The sequence below is a fragment of the Enterococcus sp. DJ147D b genome, from assembly GCF_058216655.1.
This window is the reverse complement of the sequence record NZ_CM177104.1, coordinates 561709-578842: the sequence shown is the minus strand read 5'-3', so window position 1 is coordinate 578842 and position 17134 is coordinate 561709. Positions and strand designations below refer to the sequence as shown.

Below are 17134 nucleotides of genomic sequence, written 5' to 3'. Positions count from 1 at the left end.
ATTTATTGCTTTTTTTCACAAATTTTCAAAAATTATTTTACAGCGTCTAATAAAGATAAGAATGAGTCAGCTTCTAAGCTAGCTCCTCCAACTAAAGCTCCATCAACGTTTTCTTTAGCCATGTATTCCGCAATGTTTTCTGGTTTAACAGAACCGCCGTATTGGATACGTACAGCATCAGAAACTTCTTTGCCATATAATTTTTCAACTGTTTGACGAACAACGCCACAAATTTCATCAGCGATTTGTGCATCAGCAGATTTACCAGTACCGATTGCCCAGATTGGTTCATAAGCAATTACCATATTGCTTACTTGTCCGTCTGTTAAGTCTTTAAGACCTTCAGTGATTTGGCCTTCGATCCATTCAGCAGTTTTTCCTGCTTCATATGTTTCTAAAGTTTCACCACAACATAAGATAGGTGTCATACCATTTGCAAAAATTGCTTTTGCTTTTTTGTTGATATCTTCGTCAGTCTCATGGAAATATTCACGACGTTCTGAATGTCCAATGATAACATATTGAACACCAAGATCTGCTAATGCAGCTGGTGAAGTTTCACCAGTGAAAGCGCCTGAGTTTTCCCAGAAACAGTTTTGTGCAGAAATTTTTAGTTCAGTACCTTCAGCAGAAGCGATTAATTCTTGTAAGAATAATGCAGGTGATCCGATAACAGAGTCAACTACTTCATTTGAAGGGATTTTGTTTTTTACTGCTTCAGCAAATGCTTTTGCTTCTGATGCAGTTTTGTTCATTTTCCAGTTACCAGCGATGATTGGTTTACGCATGATGAACACACACTCCTTTTTCTTTTTCAAAACACAAGTCTAAAGGTACACTTGTTTCAAAGCGCACACCTAGATACAGGTGGATTATTTATCGTTAATTGCTGCTAGACCAGGTAATTCTTTACCTTCTAACAATTCTAAACTTGCGCCCCCACCAGTTGAGATATGAGTGAATTTGTCAGCAAAGCCAAGTTGTTCAGCTGCAGCTGCAGAGTCCCCACCACCGATGATTGTTGTAGCACCTTCAAGATTTGCGATTGCTTCACAAACTCCGATTGTACCATTAGCGAAGTTACTCATTTCGAACACACCCATTGGTCCGTTCCAAACAACAGTTTTCGCACCTTTCAATGTATCAGCAAATAATTTAACTGATGCAGGTCCGATATCTAGAGCCATCAATCCATCAGGAATGTCGCCTTCGATAACTTGAGTTTCTACGTCGTTTGAGAATTCAGGTGCACAAACGTTGTCGATTGGTAATACAAGTTTGTCGCCTGCTTTTTCAATCAATTCTTTGGCTAATTCGATTTTGTCAGATTCAACTAAAGAACTTCCGATTTTAATTCCTTTTGCTGCGTAGAATGTATAAGTCATTCCGCCACCGATCAAGATTTTGTCAGCTTTTGGAATCAAGTTTTCAATAACGCCGATTTTGTCAGAAACTTTAGCACCACCAAGGATTGCAATCATTGGGCGTTTTGGTTCTTCAACAGCTTCGCCGATAAATTTGATTTCTTTGTCCATTAAAAATCCAGCAACTGTTGGAATACCAGTTGAAGCGATTCCTACGTTAGAAGCATGTGCACGGTGAGCCGTACCGAAAGCATCATTGACAAAAACATCACCTAGTGAAGCCCAGTATTTTCCTAATTCTGGATCATTTTTGCTTTCTTTTTTACCATCAACATCTTCAAAACGAGTGTTTTCAAAGACAACAACTTCGCCGTCTTTCATGTTGTTGATTGCTTCTTCTAATTCTTTCCCACGAGTTTCAGGTACGAAAGTAACTTCTTTACCTAATAATTCGCCCAAACGTTTAGCAACTGGTGCTAAAGATTTTCCTGCTTTATCTTCTTCAGCTTTTACACGTCCTAAATGAGAGAAAAGGATTGCTTTTCCGCCTTGTTCAAGCACGTAGTTGATTGTTGGTAAAGCAGCTTTGATACGTGTATCGTCAGTGATCACGCCATCTTTCAAAGGAACATTAAAGTCAACACGGACAAGAACTTTTTTATCTTTTAAGTCGATATCTTTTACTGTTTTCTTAGCCATTTTGTTTCCTCCTAAATAAACTTTGTTATCAAAAAAAGCGGAGAAGCGCGATTGCTTCCCCGCTTTTAAGTGTACTTGTTTAAATTTACACTCGTACGTGTTTCTTATAGTTTAGCGAAGTATTCTAAAGTACGTACTAATTGTGCAGTGTAAGACATTTCGTTGTCGTACCAAGCAACAGTTTTAACTAATTGTTGGTCGCCTACTGTCATTACTTTAGTTTGAGTTGCATCAAACAATGAACCGAAAGTCATACCTACGATATCTGAAGAAACGATTTCGTCAGTGTTGTAACCGTAAGATTCGTTTGCAGCTTCTTTCATTGCTTCGTTGATTTCGTCAACTGAAACTTCTTTTTTAAGAACTGTTACTAATTCAGTTAATGAACCAGTTGGAACAGGAACACGTTGAGCAGCTCCGTCTAATTTACCGTTCAATTCAGGGATAACTAAGCCGATAGCTTTAGCAGCACCTGTTGAGTTAGGAACGATGTTTGCAGCAGCAGCGCGTGCGCGGCGGAAGTCACCTTTAGGGTGTGGTCCGTCTAGAGTCATTTGGTCACCTGTGTAAGCGTGGATAGTTGTCATTAATCCTTCAACAACACCAAATTTGTCGTTCAATGTTTTAGCCATAGGAGCTAAACAGTTAGTAGTACATGAAGCACCTGAGATAACTGTTTCTTTACCAGTTAATGTTTCGTGGTTAGTGTTATAAACGATTGTTGGAACATCGTCTCCACCAGGAGCAGAGATAACAACACGTTTAGCACCAGCTGTTAAATGTTTTTCAGCAGCTGCTTTAGAAGTGAAGAAACCAGTACATTCTAGAACGATGTCTACGCCTAGTTCGCCCCATGGTAATTCTTCAGGGTTACGGTTAGCTAAAACTTTAACTTCTTTACCGTTAACGTTGAAAGAACCTTCATGAACTTCAACTGTTCCGTTGAAACGTCCTTGAGTTGTGTCATATTTTAACAAGTGTGCTAACATTTTAGCATCTGTTAAGTCATTGATTGCTACTACTTCGATTCCATCTACATCTTGGATACGGCGGAACGCTAGACGTCCGATACGTCCAAAACCATTAATACCTACTTTAACTGTCATTTAAGATTTCCTCCTTATGAAAATCAAAAAAATTTTTATTTTAAAGGGTTACCCCTTTTAAAATCTCATTTGCTGCGGCCTCATCTGTGATCAGCCACGTTTGTTTTGGTGCATTTTTCATATACGCTCGGATTGCTTTGGCTTTTGTTTTTCCACCAGCAATCGCAAGAATGATTGGCACCTGTGTCAAGTCTTTCAGTTCGATACCGATTCTCGGAACCTTGTAAACAACTTCTCCATTTTCGTTAAAGAAATAACCAAAGGATTCCGCTACAGCATTCGCCTGCTTCAACATAATCAATTCTTTTTCAGTCATTTTTCGGCGTGCTGCCATATGCAAAGCACGTCCAATACTATGAATAACACAATTCGCCTGACTTATCAAGTTTAACACTTCTTGAATAGATGGTTCATTGAGTAAAGAATTATAGGTAGCTAAACTTAGTTGCTCTGGAACATACAATGCTCGATGATCCCCATTTGTGTTAGCTGCCATTCTAGCACTAACTGAATTTGCTTGTACGGTAACCGCCTCGCCAATTCCTCCTCTGGCAGGAACAAACAAGTTATGTCGTTTCTTGTTTTCCAAATTCGTCAACTGTTCAGCGACAACAGCCATCGTGGTTCCTCCCATTACGGCGATAATATTCTCACCCTCTGGAAGAAGCAAGTTCAAGGATTCGTTTAAAGCATCCCCAAAAGCATCTGTCACTTTTGGTTGTGCGTCACTATTTCCTGAAACGACAATACAACGTTGATTACCAAAATACTCAGCCAACTTTTTTTCTGTCTGATGCATTCCTAAAAGCTGATCCATGAAGTTTTCAAGGCTTTGATAAACTTCCTCACCTTTTGTGGTCAACGTCATACCACTTTTTGACGTGTCAATTAGTTGAAGATTTTTCAAAAGATCTGTTTCTGTTCGCAAAACTCGCTCTGTCATCCCCATACTTTCAGATAAGCTACGTCGACCAATCGGCTGCATCCAATAAATATTCCGCAAAATTTTATAGCGTTCTTGAAGAACTTCAATAATATCTGGTGCAACGGATTCAATCATTTTCAATTCATCTAGCATAGCGATCTCCTTAGTTGGACTATAAATGTCCAATGTAGACTCAAAACGACCCATGTACGATAAAAAATAAAATTGATTGTTTTACTTTCTTTTTTCATTAAAAGGAAAACTTCAACCTCACATGCGTTAGTCTAACAGTTTCTGGATAACTTTTCAACTAAAAAAGACTAGAAAAGTGAAATACTTTTACTAGCCTTTCTTTTTTTATTTATCATACCGTTTTCTTTTTGATGAACTCGGGATTCCCAAAAGATCTCGGTATTTTGCAACGGTTCTTCTTGAAATCACAATTTCTTCTTTTTTTAGAAGCTCGACTAATTTTTGATCCGACAAAGGCTTCGCCTTATTTTCTTGGTCGACTAACTCTTGTAGTCTCTTCTTTGCCATCTCGGCGGATAAGTCTTCCGTTCCAGCCGAGTTGTTACTTGCTATGCGAGTCGTAAAAAATTTTTTCAGTTCAAAAATACCAAAAGTTGTTTCCAAGTATTTTCCATGAACAGCCCGACTCACAGTTGACTCATGAACGTCAACTTCTGAAGCCACTTCTTTTAAGGTCAATGGCTTAATGGGCCGATTAACATCGATAAAGAAATCTTTTTGACGTGAAACGATTACTTGCGCAACTTTTAAAATCGTATCACCACGTTGCACCATCGTTTTTTGTAGCCACTCAAATTCTTGTTTTCGCTCTTTCAAATAAGTAGCTGTTTCTTTATCTGCTTTTTGATTCATTTGTTTGAAATAGTTTTCTTGAAAACGAATAGTTGGTTGACTTGTTCGATTTGAGACCACTTGAACTTCATTGTCGTCGTGGACCAAAACTTTCACATCTGGAATTATATAAAGTTCATGACTGTTGTCGAAAATTCTACCAGGACTTGGTGATAATGTTTGAAGATAGTCAAAAATATGTTGGACCTCGCTAAGTTCAATTGAGAATTTTTGTGCGATTTCTTTCCATTTTCGTTGGACTAGTTCATCAAAGCATTCCTCCAAAACGATGTAAGCTAATGCTGGAGCAAAATCGTCTCGTTCTGTTTGTAACATTAAACATTCTTGAAGATTTCTAGCCCCTACTCCTGCCGGTTCTAGCTGTTGGATCAACGTCAGTGCATCTAATAGTTGGATTGCTGATGCACCTGTATCTTTGGCCGCATCCGCTAGATCAATTGTTAAAAAACCATTTAAATCAATATATTCAATCAAATACAAAATCATTTTACGTAAAAATGTATCACGGTAGTTCAAATGTACTTGGTCAATCAACGATTCAAACAATGATCCCTTTGTATCAGGAATTTGATTCAGATAGCTTGTTTCTTCTCCATCATAATTGTTGCTTGTTTTTTTGTAGTCTGGTTGCCATTCTGGTTCGACTACTTCAACCAAAGGATTTTCTAGCGCCTGATTTTCAACAAAAGCTAATAATTCTTCACTATTATATTGGAGGATTTGGATTGATTGCTGCAATTGCTGAGTCATAGCCAATTTTTGCGTTTGTTGTTGTTTTTGTGAAAAATTCTGTTGAAATTTCATTTTTTTGCCTTATCCCCTTGTAAATTATTTTTTGGTTGGTTACAATTATGCCAGTGCTTGCGTCCTTAGTGTAGTGGATATCACGTAAGATTCCGGTTCTTGAGACGGGGGTTCGATTCCCTCAGGACGCGTTCAATAGCCATTTTAGCATAATTTAAGTATCTTTGCTTTCTATATTTTAAAGAAGAGGTTATGACAGAAGCAGTTGGCTTCTCCTTTCCTTGTGGAGTTTCGACTTACTTTCGAGGAAGTCGCGTCTGAAACATCATGTATTGAAACAGGGGCTGTGACAAAAGTATTGTCACAGCCTCTGTTTGTTCTCTTTTACCATCGACAAAAAAACCAACCAGCCATTTTCCAGCTAGTTGGTTCTGATCCTACATATACATTTCTTCAATTAGAACGTAGCGCTTTTCAAGTAAAGGATGTCATTACTCTGTTTTTTCAGAAAATTCTTCATTGTCATACTCTTCATCATCATCTTCATCGTCTTCGTCTTCGATAATGCTTAAGTCTTCTTCAATGTTCCCTGGTAATACTTCTTCATCGTCGCTATTGTCATCCGCACCGATTTCTTGTAGATCAGAGTTGTATGCTGCGATTTCTTCATCGTCGTCATCATCATCTTCAAATAAATCATCATCATCTTCATCAGACAAGTCAGCATCTTCTGGGTCATCATCGTTATAGTCAATTGCATCTTCATCATCATTGATAAAGGCATTCACTTTTTTGCGTTTGCGGCGACGAGGTTTATCTTCATCTTCTTCGTCAATTCCATGATTTACTTCTTCATCAATTGAATCAATTGCGTACCATGAGCGCAAGCCCCAACGGTTGTCGCCTAAAGAAATAAAGCTGCCGTCAATATTTAAGTCAGTATAAAACTGTGCTAATGAATCACGAATATCTCCATCTGTTTTGCCAAGATAGTTTTGGATTTGATTAACTAAATCAGAAAAATCCATCACATCACCATGTTGTTCTAAAATCGCATGTGCAACTTCGATCATTGATAATTCGTTTTTGTTTGCACCTTCAAATACACTAATTTCCAATCAGGACACGTCCTTTCACAGTCTATCCCTTATCATACAAAATCAACGATAAAAAATCAAACTTTTCTTTTAAATTATGCTGTAAAATCTAAGGTTAAATAATATTCACCTAATTTTTCTTCCCCCATAAATAAATCATAGGCAATCACAATGTTTCCTGAAGCTGGTCGATCTTTTAGACTAACATGCAATTCATTCGTAAATGTTTGAATCAAGATCATTCCGTAAGGTGTTTTATAAGCTGTTTCTAAACGTTCTTTGTAACCAAATTTAAGGCGCATTCGCATTTCTCCTGCTCGAATCAATTGAACATGGCCATCAGGAATGATTTTGATTGTCACAGGAACTTCTTGCCCTGTTTCTTCTTGAACTTCTTTATACCGTATGTATAACGTATCGCCAATTTTTACCATTTGACCATTTAAATCAAAATAAAAATCTTGAACTTCACCTTGTTGTTTCACTTTTGTGCGTAGCTTTATTGAAATTGGTGTTCCTTGTGATAAATCCATCTCGCATTCTCCTTTACTTCTCATAGGCTTATTGTTCCCAGTTTCAGCTATTTTGTCAACCAACTTGTATACTTTTTATTTTTTTACTTTTTTTACTTTTTTTACCCAAATTTAGTCACTTGTCAGTTTTTCTTATAAGAAGCGTACTTAAAAACTTCTGCTTGTTTTTGAGGTATACTGAAAGAGAAATAAGGGAACTAACTGAACAAGGAGTTGATGAAATGAATCCTCCTATTTTATTGGATCAAGACATCTATCAAGGCAATGACTTTTCCCCTTTTGCATTGACCGATTTATTAACCGCAGAGACGAAGAAGCGACAACAAACATTTCTTCATTTCTGGCAATATAACAAGGCAGTGATTTTTGGAATGAAAGATACTCGTACACCTTTCTTTGATGAAGGTGTTCAATCAATTCGTGAATTTGGTTATACGCCTGTGGTACGAAATTCGGGAGGCTTGGGTATCGTTTCTGATACGGGCATTTTAAATGTGTCTTTACTATTTCCACAAACAGATGACAAAAAAATTTCAATTGATGACGGTTATGAACGAATGTTAACTTTGACCAGAAAAGCTTTTCCTGAAGCGACAATTGAAGCATTTGAAATTTCTGACTCCTATTGTCCTGGAACATATGACTTAAGTATTTCTGGGAAAAAGTTTGCAGGAATTGCTCAACGTCGAATCAAAAATGGGATTGCAGTCATGATGTATTTAAGCGTCACTGGGAATCAACTAGCACGCGGCGAGTTGATGCGAACCTTTTATCAAATTTCATTAAAAGAAGCTTTTGGTGCAGATGGCTATCCTGCTGTCCAACCAGAAAAAATGGCGAATCTTAGCGACCTTTTGCACCAACAATTGACTGTTTCTGAAGTTAAATTCCGCTTAGCAACAGCTTTTCAAAACCTCATGGTGCAATCTGAGCCTCTCACTTTCTTTCCTTCAACTGACTGGTTACAAAACTACGTGTCAGCAGACGAATGGAAGACACAGCTAACAAGAATGGCTGACAGAAATTCTATCTTAAAGGAGCAATAGTATGACAATTCCTTATAAATACCAAGTTCTCCCTATTGAAAAGGTGTTTCGTGATCCTGTCCATAATTATATCCATGTACAGCATCAAGTTATTTTGGATTTAATCAACTCAAAAGAAGTCCAACGACTACGACGTATCAAACAATTAGGGACAGCTTCATTTACTTTTCATGGCGCAGAACATAGTCGCTTTACACATTCACTGGGTGTGTATGAAATTTCCCGTCGAATTTGCGATATTTTTTCACGGAACTATTCAAAAGAAAAAATTGGTGAAAATGGTTGGGACGATAAAGAACGATTGGTTACGCTTTGCGCGGCACTTCTTCACGATGTCGGTCATGGTCCCTACTCGCACACTTTTGAACACATTTTCCATACAGACCACGAAGCAATCACTGTGGAAATCATTACTTCTCCGGAAACAGAAGTGTATCAAATCTTGAATCGAGTCGAAGACGGCTTTCCTGAAAAAGTGGCAAGTGTGATCCAAAAAACGTATCCCAATCCACAGGTCGTTCAAATGATTTCTAGTCAAATTGATGCCGATCGTATGGATTATCTATTGAGAGACGCTTATTACACAGGGACAGAATATGGAACTTTTGATTTGACTAGGATCTTACGAGTGATTCGTCCCTATGAAGGTGGTATCGCCTTTTCAATGAATGGTATGCATGCTGTGGAAGATTATATTGTTAGCCGTTACCAAATGTATGTCCAAGTTTATTTTCATCCGGTTTCTCGTGGCATGGAAGTCATTTTAGAACATTTACTTCATCGGGCACACGAACTTTATCTAGAAGACCCCGCTTCATTTGAAATGCATGCACAACTTCTACTTCCTTTCTTGGCTGAATCATTTACACTGGATGATTACTTGAAGCTTGATGATGGCGTATTAGGAACCTACTTTACACAATGGACAGAATCTGCTGATCCGATTTTAAGTGACTTAGCAAAACGATTTTTAAATCGAAAACCATTAAAATCTGCCACTTTTTCTGGTGAGCGCAACTCACCACTGATTGAAGAACTTACTCTACTAGTTGAAAAAGTGGGATACAATCCTGTGTACTACACAGCAATCAATTCCAGTTATGATTTGCCTTATGATTTTTATCGCCCAGAGCAAAACCGACATCGCACTCAAATTGAGATTTTGAGAAATGACGGAACTTTGATAGAATTATCCAAGGTTAGCCAATTAGTTGCAGCATTAGCTGGTCAAGAACAAGGTGATGAACGATTCTTTTTTCCAAAAGAAATGGTTGATCCCACTTTGAGAGACCATTATGATCTCTTTGATGAAACCTATCAAGAATTTGCCAGTCACATTCAAAATGGCGCTCTAATTGAAAATAAGTAAGAAAAATGTTGGAGGAAATTATGTCTATCAAATTAATCGCTATCGATATCGATGGCACGTTGTTAAACGATCAACGTGAATTAACAGCGGAAGTCAAAAAAGCAATTCAGCAGGCGGACAAGCAAGGAGTAAACATTGTTTTATGTACAGGTCGTCCATTACCTGGTGTCAGGGAACAACTTGAAGAGTTAGAACTATTCAAAGATACAGACTATGTCATCACTTATAATGGTGCTTTAGTTCAACAAACAAAAACAGGGGACATTATCGCACGTCATGGGTTGACTCACGAAGACTTTTTAGAAATCGAAGTGATGGCGCGCCGAGTTGGCAGCCACTTACACTCAATTGATGAACAAGCCATCTATACTCCTAACCGAGACATCAGCCCTTATTCTGTCCACGAATCGGGTCTTGTAAAAATGCCGTTGAAATATCGTACACCTGAAGAAATGACACCAGATATGAATATTGTCAAAATGATGATGATCGACGAACCTGAAATCTTAGATGCAGCAATTGCTCGTCTTCCTCAAGAATTTCGCGACAAATATACCACTGTTAAAAGCGCACCTTTTTATTTTGAAGTCTTGAATAAACAAGCAAACAAAGGAACAGCAGTTGCGAACTTGGCACAACATCTTGGAATCACGCAAGACGAAGTCATGGCAATTGGGGATAATGAAAATGATTTATCTATGATTGAATATGCAGGTCTCGGAGTAGCTATGGAAAATGCTCTCCCAATCGTAAAAGAAGCAGCTAACGTATTAACAACTTCAAACGAAGAACATGGTGTAGCTGAAGCAATCAAAAAATATGTGCTAAACTAAAGCCATTTGCACAATTTATTTAAATACTTTCCATTTCAAAAAGACTACTAGTTAACTAACAAAAAAATGGAACAACCCCTTACCAGGGATTGTTCCATTTTTTGCTTTCTCTTTCATCCATTAATCAACTATCAGCTAGAGATAAATTTTTTATAACCCTCTGTAAAGCTCATCCTCTAACTTCATTGTTGAAGTTCAAAAAAATTCATTCTGTACTGACGATTTCAACTTTTTGTTTCAGCTTCTTCTTTACTTTCCAACCATTTTTTAACTGCCCATTGATGGCTGCCTCTTTTCAGCTTGACAATCGCATCCGCAGGAGTGACCCACCAAATACGATTGGTTGTTTCAGTTGGCTCCCCGATTTTTTCCCAGCTTTTAGCAACATAAAAATAACCCGGATTATAATAATAAGTCGCACGGTAGTTGGAATAAAAATATTCATCCGCCTGTCCTAAAAAACAGTCAATAACTACTGTGATACCAAGCTCTTCAATCATCTCTCGAGCGATGGCTTCTTCTTTCGTTTCTTGTCCTTCGATTTCTCCACCCGGTAGGAAAAATGCGCCATTTGGTGCTTCAACCAAAGCTATTTTTGTTTCTTCTTCTACAATGATATATGCAGCATATCGCGTTTGGTAGCTGGCTGACTGTTTTTTTTCTCCAAAAACTGGATAATCCATTCATCTTCCCACCTTTTTCTTTTTATTCTACATGAGAGTTTTCTCATGAACAAGCACCAATATTTATTTTTGTTGTTATTCTTTGCTATCATTATAAAAAAAGAAGGGAAGTTTTTATTTATGAAAATGGCACACACTTGCGTCCGCGTAAAAGACCTTGACGCATCTCTTGAATTTTATCAAACCGCGTTTGGTTTTGAAGAAAGTCGCCGTCGTGATTTTCCAGAAAACAAATTCACACTCGTTTACTTAACTTTGCCTGGAGATGATTACGAATTAGAATTGACTTACAACTACGATCATGAGGCATACGATCTAGGAAACGGTTATGGCCATATCGCAATTGCTGTAGATGATCTGGAAGCATTGCATGAAAAACACCAAGCTGCTGGTTTAAATATAACTGACTTAAAAGGATTACCTGGAACTGCTCCTTCTTACTACTTTGTGATTGATCCTGATGGTTACAAAATCGAAGTTATCCGTGGATAATCCCCCCACTTAAAAAGCCCGATTCAAAAAATTTGAATCGGGCTTTTTGCTTGGAGTTCCGTCAAAAAACTATCTTTATTTTGACTTACCCAATCATCACACTTTCTTCTGGGTATTTGATTTTTATTTCTTGTTGATGAACTTTCTTCATCAACGAAAAAGCAATCGTCAACACACCGACACGCCCCGTATACATCAACGTCATAATCAACAATTTGCCAACAACTGATAAATCTGGCGTCAATCCCATTGACAAGCCAACTGTGCCAAAAGCAGAAAAGACCTCAAATGCAATATATTCAAGTCCCATTTTTTCTGGCACATACTCCGTAATTGATAATATCATTACTGCCACCACGCAAAGAGTGAGTGTTAAAAAAAATAAAGTCAGTGCGCGCAAAATAGTTGGTTGTCGTATCGTACGTCCAAAAATTTCGGCTCTTGTCCTTCCCTTAAACATCGAACGCATCTGCGCGAGCAATACACCTAAAGTTGTTGTTTTAAGCCCCCCTGCAGTAGAGCCAGAAGTTCCACCAATGTACATCAAAAACATCGTCAGAATCAGACCAGCATGGCTCATCTTAGAATAGTCAATCGACGAATAGCCTGCTGTGCGAGGTGTCACACTCAAAAAGAACGTGTGAACTATTCGATTACTAAAATCGCCTTGTGAAAAATGTGTGCCATTTTTTTCTGTAAAAAGAAAAACGAAAAAACTGCCTACTAATAAAATTCCCGTCATACTCAAAGCAATCTTTGAGTGTAAACTGATTTTTTTCGTTTGATGGAAGTTCAACAAGTCACGCCAAACAATAAATCCTAATCCACCAGCAATAATCAATATTGAAATCACCAGTAGCAAATAATTATTTGTTTGATATGCGACCAGGCTCTCACCTAATAAATCAAAACCTGCATTACAAAAACTAGAAACCGCATGAAAAATGCCGTACCAAGTTCCTTTGAGCCAACCAAATTCAGGAATAAACACGATAGATAATGCGATGGCACCTACCAGTTGAATGACTAAAGCAAACTTGAAAATATAGAGCATCAAATCAGTCACACCAGCCATTTTTTCTAAATTCAACGCTTCTTTTAACACAATACGTGTACTCAAGCTAATCTTTTTTCGAACAAGCGTGAAATATAAGATTGGCACCATCATAAAACCTAATCCGCCAATTTCAATTAAAATCAGCAAGACCAATTGTCCCAAACCATTCCAATGTTCAACAGTATTTAAAGTAGCTAATCCAGTAACGCAAATCGCTGATGTTGCTGTAAACAATGCATCCAGATAGTTGGTTGCCTCTCCACTTCGACTAAAAAATGGCAAGGACAATAAGCTTCCTCCGATAAAAATCAGCGTAAAAAAACCGAAAGCTAATAATTGTACTGCTGATAATTTTTGAAAGCGTTGAGTCAATCGTATCTTCAAACAAGTTCACTGCCTTCCTATTCTTCTTATATTAGTTTATTTTTGAGAAAAAGAGACTTGATTTTCATCAAATCTCTTTTTTGCATACGTGGGGATATAGTTACTATGAATGATCATTTCCCATGTCTTTGATTTTGATTAAACGAGTCACTTCGGCACGTTCGTTTTCTTCGAGTTTCATTTGAATGTAATAAATTGTCTCTTCCAATTGAGGAATCGTCATATACTCTAAGGCATTTACTCTGCGACGTGTTTTTTCAATTTCGCTTGCCATCAATTGGCACGTTTTTTCGATTTCCGTTAACGCCAACAATTTCGGCAAAACCTTTGTAAACTGCTCAATTGCTTGATCTAATTCTGCATTGGAGTTTAAATAACCGTACTCTAACGGAGCCTCTCCCAATTGATCATCATATTGAAAGTTCATCACTGGTACTTTGACACTCATAATATTTTTTTCAGTCACTGCTAATTCCATCGTTTCGGTGGGTAAAACAAACAGTTCCTCGATGAACGCTTCATTGATAGACGCATTCGCTAGAACAACATTTGCCATGGCAGCTTGTAGTTCAGCTTCCATTTCTTGACGAAGTTGATGATTTTTGCGAACTAATAAAATAAACTGGCGCATTAATTCATCTTGCTTGTCTTTCAATAATTTATGGCCACGGGTCGCTGTCGTTAGTTGTTTTTTTAAACGAGTAAACTCCATGCGTGTTGGATTCACCGTTAGTCTTGCCATGATCACACTTCCTTTTCAGGCAGATATTCCTCTAGCAATTCTTCTTTAATTCGCTTTAATTCCGTCCTTGGTAACATCGAAAGCAATTCCCAACCTAGATCAAGTGTTTCGACAATTGATCGATTTGTGGTAAATCCTTGATTGATATATTCTTCTTCAAAGCGGTTAGCAAATTTTGCATAGATTTTATCCACATCAGATAAAGCTGATTCACCTAATACGATTGCAAGTTCTTTCGCTTGTTTTCCTTGCGCGTACGCTGCAAATAATTGATTCATCGTAGCAGCATGATCCGCTCTTGTTTTTCCGGCACCTGTCCCTTTATCCTTTAACCGAGATAGCGAAGGCAACACATCAATCGGTGGCTGAATTCCGCTCTTATACAATTCACGTGATAAAATAATTTGTCCCTCAGTAATGTATCCTGTTAAATCAGGAATCGGGTGTGTTTTGTCATCTTCAGGCATCGTCAGAATCGGAATCTGAGTGACAGAACCTTTTAGGCCACGAATTCGACCTGCACGTTCAAATAATGTCGCTAAATTTGTATATAAATATCCTGGATACCCACGACGACCTGGGACTTCGCGTCGCGCAGCAGAAATTTCTCGTAACGCTTCCGCATAGTTAGTCATATCTGTCATAATAACTAAAACATGCATCCCTTTTTCATAAGCCAAATATTCTGCTGCTGTCAATGCCATTCGTGGCGTAGCAATCCGCTCAATCGCAGGATCATTAGCCAGATTCATAAACATCACACTTCGATCGATTGCTCCAGTTTGACGGAAGTCTTCCATAAAAAACTCTGCCTCTTCAAATGTTATCCCAATTGCTGCAAAAACAACAGCAAAATCTTCCGCTTCATTTAGCACGGTTGCTTGTCGTGCAATTTGAGCAGCCAATTCTTTATGTGGGAGTCCCGAACCAGAGAAGACAGGTAACTTTTGCCCCCTAACTAGTGTGTTCAAATGATCGATTGCTGAAATACCTGTTTGGATAAATTCATCAGGATAATCTCGTGCAACTGGATTGATCACTTCTCCATTGATATCGACTTTTTTCTCTGCTAAAATTTCTGGGCCATGATCTTTCGGGCGACCCAAGCCATCAAAGACTCTACCAATCATGTCCTCAGAAACACCTAGCTCTAATGGATGACCAAGAAATCGTACTGCGGAATCACGAAGATTGACACCACTAGTTCCTTCAAAAATCTGAACCATAGCCTTGTCTTCTTGAACTTCTAATACTTGTCCACGACGAATCTCACCATTTTGCATACGAACTTCAATCAGTTCTTCATACTTTACGCCTGCTACTTTTTCCACTGCCATCAAAGGGCCCACTACTTCACCAATCGTTTGGTATTCTTTAATCAACCGTCATTCCTCCTTCCGCAATGATTTTTTGGATTGTTTCTTTCGTTTCACTTAAGAGTGTATCAAGCTGTTCGATTTCAGTTTCTGGTATATATTTACTTCGAGCAATCCGATCACGAAGAGCAACCGTTCCTTCCATAATTTCAATTAAATAAGACCCTAAAGACAGCGCACGACGCGCTTCTTGGCCAAATGTTAAAATCAGTTTCAACATTTTGAATTGTTTTTCTCTTGACGTAAACGTATCAACGTCATCAAAAGCATTTTGCTGAAGGTAGTCCTCTCGAAGTGACTTTGCAACTTCCAAAGTCAAACGATCGTTATCAGAAAGTGAATCGATCCCAACTAAACGAACGATTTCATTTAATTGTTCTTCTTCTTTTAATATACGCATTCCTTCTGTAACCATTTGTGACCAATCTGCTTGCAATACTTGATCTAAATATTGCCCAACTTCCGTCGAATACAAAGAATAACTTTGCATCCAGTTGATTGATGGAAAATGGCGTCGTTGTGCTAGATTTGCATCTAATCCCCAGAAAACCTTTACTACACGCAATGTATTCTGTGTCACTGGTTCAGAGATATCTCCCCCCGAAGGAGAAACGGCACTGATTGCTGTAATACTTCCTTCTCTAGACACGGAACCAAGAGTCATTACTCGCCCTGACCGCTCATAATATTCAGCTAAACGTGAACCGAGATAAGCAGGATATCCCTCGTCTCCTGGCATTTCTTCTAACCTACCACTCATTTCTCTTAAAGCTTCCGCCCAGCGAGAAGTAGAATCTGCCATGATTGCCACGTCATATCCCATATCACGAAAATACTCAGCAATTGTAATCCCTGTATAAATCGATGCTTCTCGTGCTGCAACTGGCATATTCGATGTGTTTGCAATTAAAACTGTTCGCTCCATGATGGATTCGCCAGTATTTGGATCAATCAATTGAGGAAATTCATTTAAGACATCGGTCATCTCATTTCCTCGCTCGCCACAACCAACATAAACAACCATATCAACATCTGCCCATTTAGCAATCTGATGCTGAACAACTGTTTTTCCAGCTCCAAACGGTCCTGGAACAGCCGCAGCCCCTCCTTTTGTCACCGGGAAGAAAGTATCAATCACTCGTTGTCCAGTAATCATAGGCGCTTCTGGGTTGCATTTTTCCTTAATTGGTCGGCTTCGCCTCACTGGCCATTTTTGCATCATCGTGAGATCTTTACTTCCTTGTTCCGTTTCAAGAACGCAAACAACTTCATCAATCGTGAAATTGCCTGATTCTAATCGGATGATTTTTCCACTGATCCCATTTGGAACCATGATTTTGTGTTGGATTACTTTTGTTTCAGCCACAGTTCCAATGACGTCACCAGCAACGACAAACTCGCCCACTTCAGCTGTTGCTTCAAACCACCATTTTTTCTCATGATCTAAAGCTGGCAGTTGTACACCTCGACCTAAAAAATTACTTTGTGTAATTTCCATGAAGGTATCCAACGGACGTTGGATACCATCAAACATTTGTGAAATGATTCCTGGTCCCAGTTCAACAGACAATGCTTCGCCAGTTGAACGTACTGGCTCACCTGGACCAATTCCTGATGTTTCTTCATAAACTTGGATAGAAGCGACATCACCACGCATTTCAATGATTTCGCCGATCACACCAAGCTCTCCTACTAAACACATATCTTGAATGCTAGCATCACTCATATTTTCAGCCATCACAAGTGGTCCAGACACTTTGATAATTCTTCCAATTTGCAAATCATTCGCTCCTTTTCCC

At 38.5% G+C, this 17134-nt stretch carries 16 protein-coding genes and 1 tRNA gene; 5 read left to right on the top strand and 12 right to left on the bottom strand.

What is annotated here, in order from left to right:
* Positions 1–32: 32 nt before the first annotated feature.
* From tpiA to rpoN, 5 genes are all read right to left on the bottom strand, one after another.
* Positions 33–788 carry a triose-phosphate isomerase gene (gene tpiA / locus AC4BD1_RS02825; protein WP_490485787.1) on the bottom strand — a complete coding sequence of 252 codons (756 nt, stop codon included), beginning with the start codon at positions 786–788 and terminating at the stop codon, positions 33–35.
* 84 nt (positions 789–872) lie between these two features.
* Positions 873–2063, bottom strand: a complete 1191-nt coding sequence (locus tag AC4BD1_RS02820) for a phosphoglycerate kinase (protein WP_206907134.1) — start codon at positions 2061–2063, stop codon at positions 873–875.
* Positions 2064–2167: 104 nt separating this feature from the next.
* On the bottom strand, positions 2168–3169 hold the full coding sequence (gap, locus tag AC4BD1_RS02815) for a type I glyceraldehyde-3-phosphate dehydrogenase (protein ID WP_206898410.1): 1002 nt from the start codon (positions 3167–3169) through the stop codon (positions 2168–2170).
* Between the two features lie 40 nt (positions 3170–3209).
* On the bottom strand, positions 3210–4301 hold the full coding sequence (locus tag AC4BD1_RS02810; protein WP_206907132.1) for a sugar-binding transcriptional regulator: 1092 nt from the start codon (positions 4299–4301) through the stop codon (positions 3210–3212).
* 150 nt (positions 4302–4451) lie between these two features.
* A complete protein-coding gene (gene rpoN / locus AC4BD1_RS02805; protein ID WP_206907130.1) occupies positions 4452–5783 on the bottom strand; it encodes an RNA polymerase factor sigma-54 in 1332 nt (443 codons plus the stop codon).
* 59 nt (positions 5784–5842) lie between these two features.
* Between rpoN and AC4BD1_RS02800 the strand changes: the two genes are divergently transcribed.
* Positions 5843–5914 (top strand) — tRNA-Arg (locus AC4BD1_RS02800).
* Between the two features lie 300 nt (positions 5915–6214).
* Here AC4BD1_RS02800 and rpoE read toward each other — a convergent pair.
* Positions 6215–6841, bottom strand: a complete 627-nt coding sequence (rpoE, locus tag AC4BD1_RS02795) for a DNA-directed RNA polymerase subunit delta (protein ID WP_206907127.1) — start codon at positions 6839–6841, stop codon at positions 6215–6217.
* Between the two features lie 74 nt (positions 6842–6915).
* Positions 6916–7353 carry a YwiB family protein gene (locus AC4BD1_RS02790; RefSeq protein ID WP_206907125.1) on the bottom strand — a complete coding sequence of 146 codons (438 nt, stop codon included), beginning with the start codon at positions 7351–7353 and terminating at the stop codon, positions 6916–6918.
* A 221-nt stretch (positions 7354–7574) separates the two neighbouring features.
* On the opposite strand from AC4BD1_RS02790, the gene AC4BD1_RS02785 reads away from it, so the two are divergent.
* From AC4BD1_RS02785 to yidA, 3 genes are read left to right on the top strand one after another with little or no spacing between them, the layout of a single operon-like run.
* Positions 7575–8399 (top strand): lipoate--protein ligase family protein, encoded by an 825-nt coding sequence (locus AC4BD1_RS02785; RefSeq protein WP_490485786.1) that lies wholly within the window; start codon positions 7575–7577, stop codon positions 8397–8399.
* A gap of 1 nt (position 8400) precedes the next feature.
* Positions 8401–9768 (top strand): HD domain-containing protein, encoded by a 1368-nt coding sequence (locus tag AC4BD1_RS02780; RefSeq protein ID WP_206907121.1) that lies wholly within the window; start codon positions 8401–8403, stop codon positions 9766–9768.
* A gap of 20 nt (positions 9769–9788) precedes the next feature.
* Positions 9789–10601: a sugar-phosphatase gene (yidA, locus tag AC4BD1_RS02775; protein ID WP_206907119.1), complete on the top strand. Its 813-nt coding sequence runs from the start codon at positions 9789–9791 to the stop codon at positions 10599–10601.
* A 224-nt stretch (positions 10602–10825) separates the two neighbouring features.
* Here the strand turns inward: yidA and AC4BD1_RS02770 are convergent, their stop codons facing one another.
* The gene (locus AC4BD1_RS02770) at positions 10826–11284 is read right to left on the bottom strand and encodes an NUDIX hydrolase (RefSeq protein WP_206907117.1); all 459 of its coding nucleotides are present in this window, start codon (positions 11282–11284) and stop codon (positions 10826–10828) included.
* 120 nt (positions 11285–11404) lie between these two features.
* Between AC4BD1_RS02770 and gloA the strand changes: the two genes are divergently transcribed.
* Positions 11405–11776: a lactoylglutathione lyase gene (gene gloA / locus AC4BD1_RS02765; protein ID WP_490486010.1), complete on the top strand. Its 372-nt coding sequence runs from the start codon at positions 11405–11407 to the stop codon at positions 11774–11776.
* Positions 11777–11861: 85 nt separating this feature from the next.
* Here gloA and AC4BD1_RS02760 read toward each other — a convergent pair whose 3' ends face one another.
* From AC4BD1_RS02760 to AC4BD1_RS02745, 4 genes are all read right to left on the bottom strand, one after another.
* Positions 11862–13205, bottom strand: a complete 1344-nt coding sequence (locus AC4BD1_RS02760; protein ID WP_490485785.1) for a TrkH family potassium uptake protein — start codon at positions 13203–13205, stop codon at positions 11862–11864.
* 115 nt (positions 13206–13320) lie between these two features.
* Positions 13321–13959 (bottom strand): V-type ATP synthase subunit D, encoded by a 639-nt coding sequence (locus tag AC4BD1_RS02755; RefSeq protein WP_490485784.1) that lies wholly within the window; start codon positions 13957–13959, stop codon positions 13321–13323.
* Positions 13960–13961: 2 nt separating this feature from the next.
* A complete protein-coding gene (locus AC4BD1_RS02750) occupies positions 13962–15341 on the bottom strand; it encodes a V-type ATP synthase subunit B (RefSeq protein ID WP_490466935.1) in 1380 nt (459 codons plus the stop codon).
* A complete protein-coding gene (locus AC4BD1_RS02745) occupies positions 15334–17115 on the bottom strand; it encodes a V-type ATP synthase subunit A (RefSeq protein WP_490485783.1) in 1782 nt (593 codons plus the stop codon). Before AC4BD1_RS02745 ends, AC4BD1_RS02750 begins: the two co-directional genes overlap by 8 nt.
* Positions 17116–17134: the final 19 nt, after the last annotated feature.

Bases quoted from the DNA above. Each gene is read 5' to 3' on its own strand.
- tpiA (WP_490485787.1), bottom strand. From the start codon at position 788: ATGCGTAAACCAATCATCGCTGGTAACTGGAAAATGAACAAAACTGCA.
- AC4BD1_RS02820 (WP_206907134.1), bottom strand. From the start codon at position 2,063: ATGGCTAAGAAAACAGTAAAAGATATCGACTTAAAAGATAAAAAAGTT.
- gap (WP_206898410.1), bottom strand. From the start codon at position 3,169: ATGACAGTTAAAGTAGGTATTAATGGTTTTGGACGTATCGGACGTCTA.
- gloA (WP_490486010.1), top strand. From the start codon at position 11,405: ATGAAAATGGCACACACTTGCGTCCGCGTAAAAGACCTTGACGCATCT.
- AC4BD1_RS02790 (WP_206907125.1), bottom strand. From the start codon at position 7,353: ATGGATTTATCACAAGGAACACCAATTTCAATAAAGCTACGCACAAAA.
- rpoN (WP_206907130.1), bottom strand. From the start codon at position 5,783: ATGAAATTTCAACAGAATTTTTCACAAAAACAACAACAAACGCAAAAA.
- AC4BD1_RS02810 (WP_206907132.1), bottom strand. From the start codon at position 4,301: ATGGGTCGTTTTGAGTCTACATTGGACATTTATAGTCCAACTAAGGAG.
- AC4BD1_RS02780 (WP_206907121.1), top strand. From the start codon at position 8,401: ATGACAATTCCTTATAAATACCAAGTTCTCCCTATTGAAAAGGTGTTT.
- AC4BD1_RS02770 (WP_206907117.1), bottom strand. From the start codon at position 11,284: ATGGATTATCCAGTTTTTGGAGAAAAAAAACAGTCAGCCAGCTACCAA.
- AC4BD1_RS02785 (WP_490485786.1), top strand. From the start codon at position 7,575: ATGAATCCTCCTATTTTATTGGATCAAGACATCTATCAAGGCAATGAC.
- yidA (WP_206907119.1), top strand. From the start codon at position 9,789: ATGTCTATCAAATTAATCGCTATCGATATCGATGGCACGTTGTTAAAC.
- AC4BD1_RS02755 (WP_490485784.1), bottom strand. From the start codon at position 13,959: ATGGCAAGACTAACGGTGAATCCAACACGCATGGAGTTTACTCGTTTA.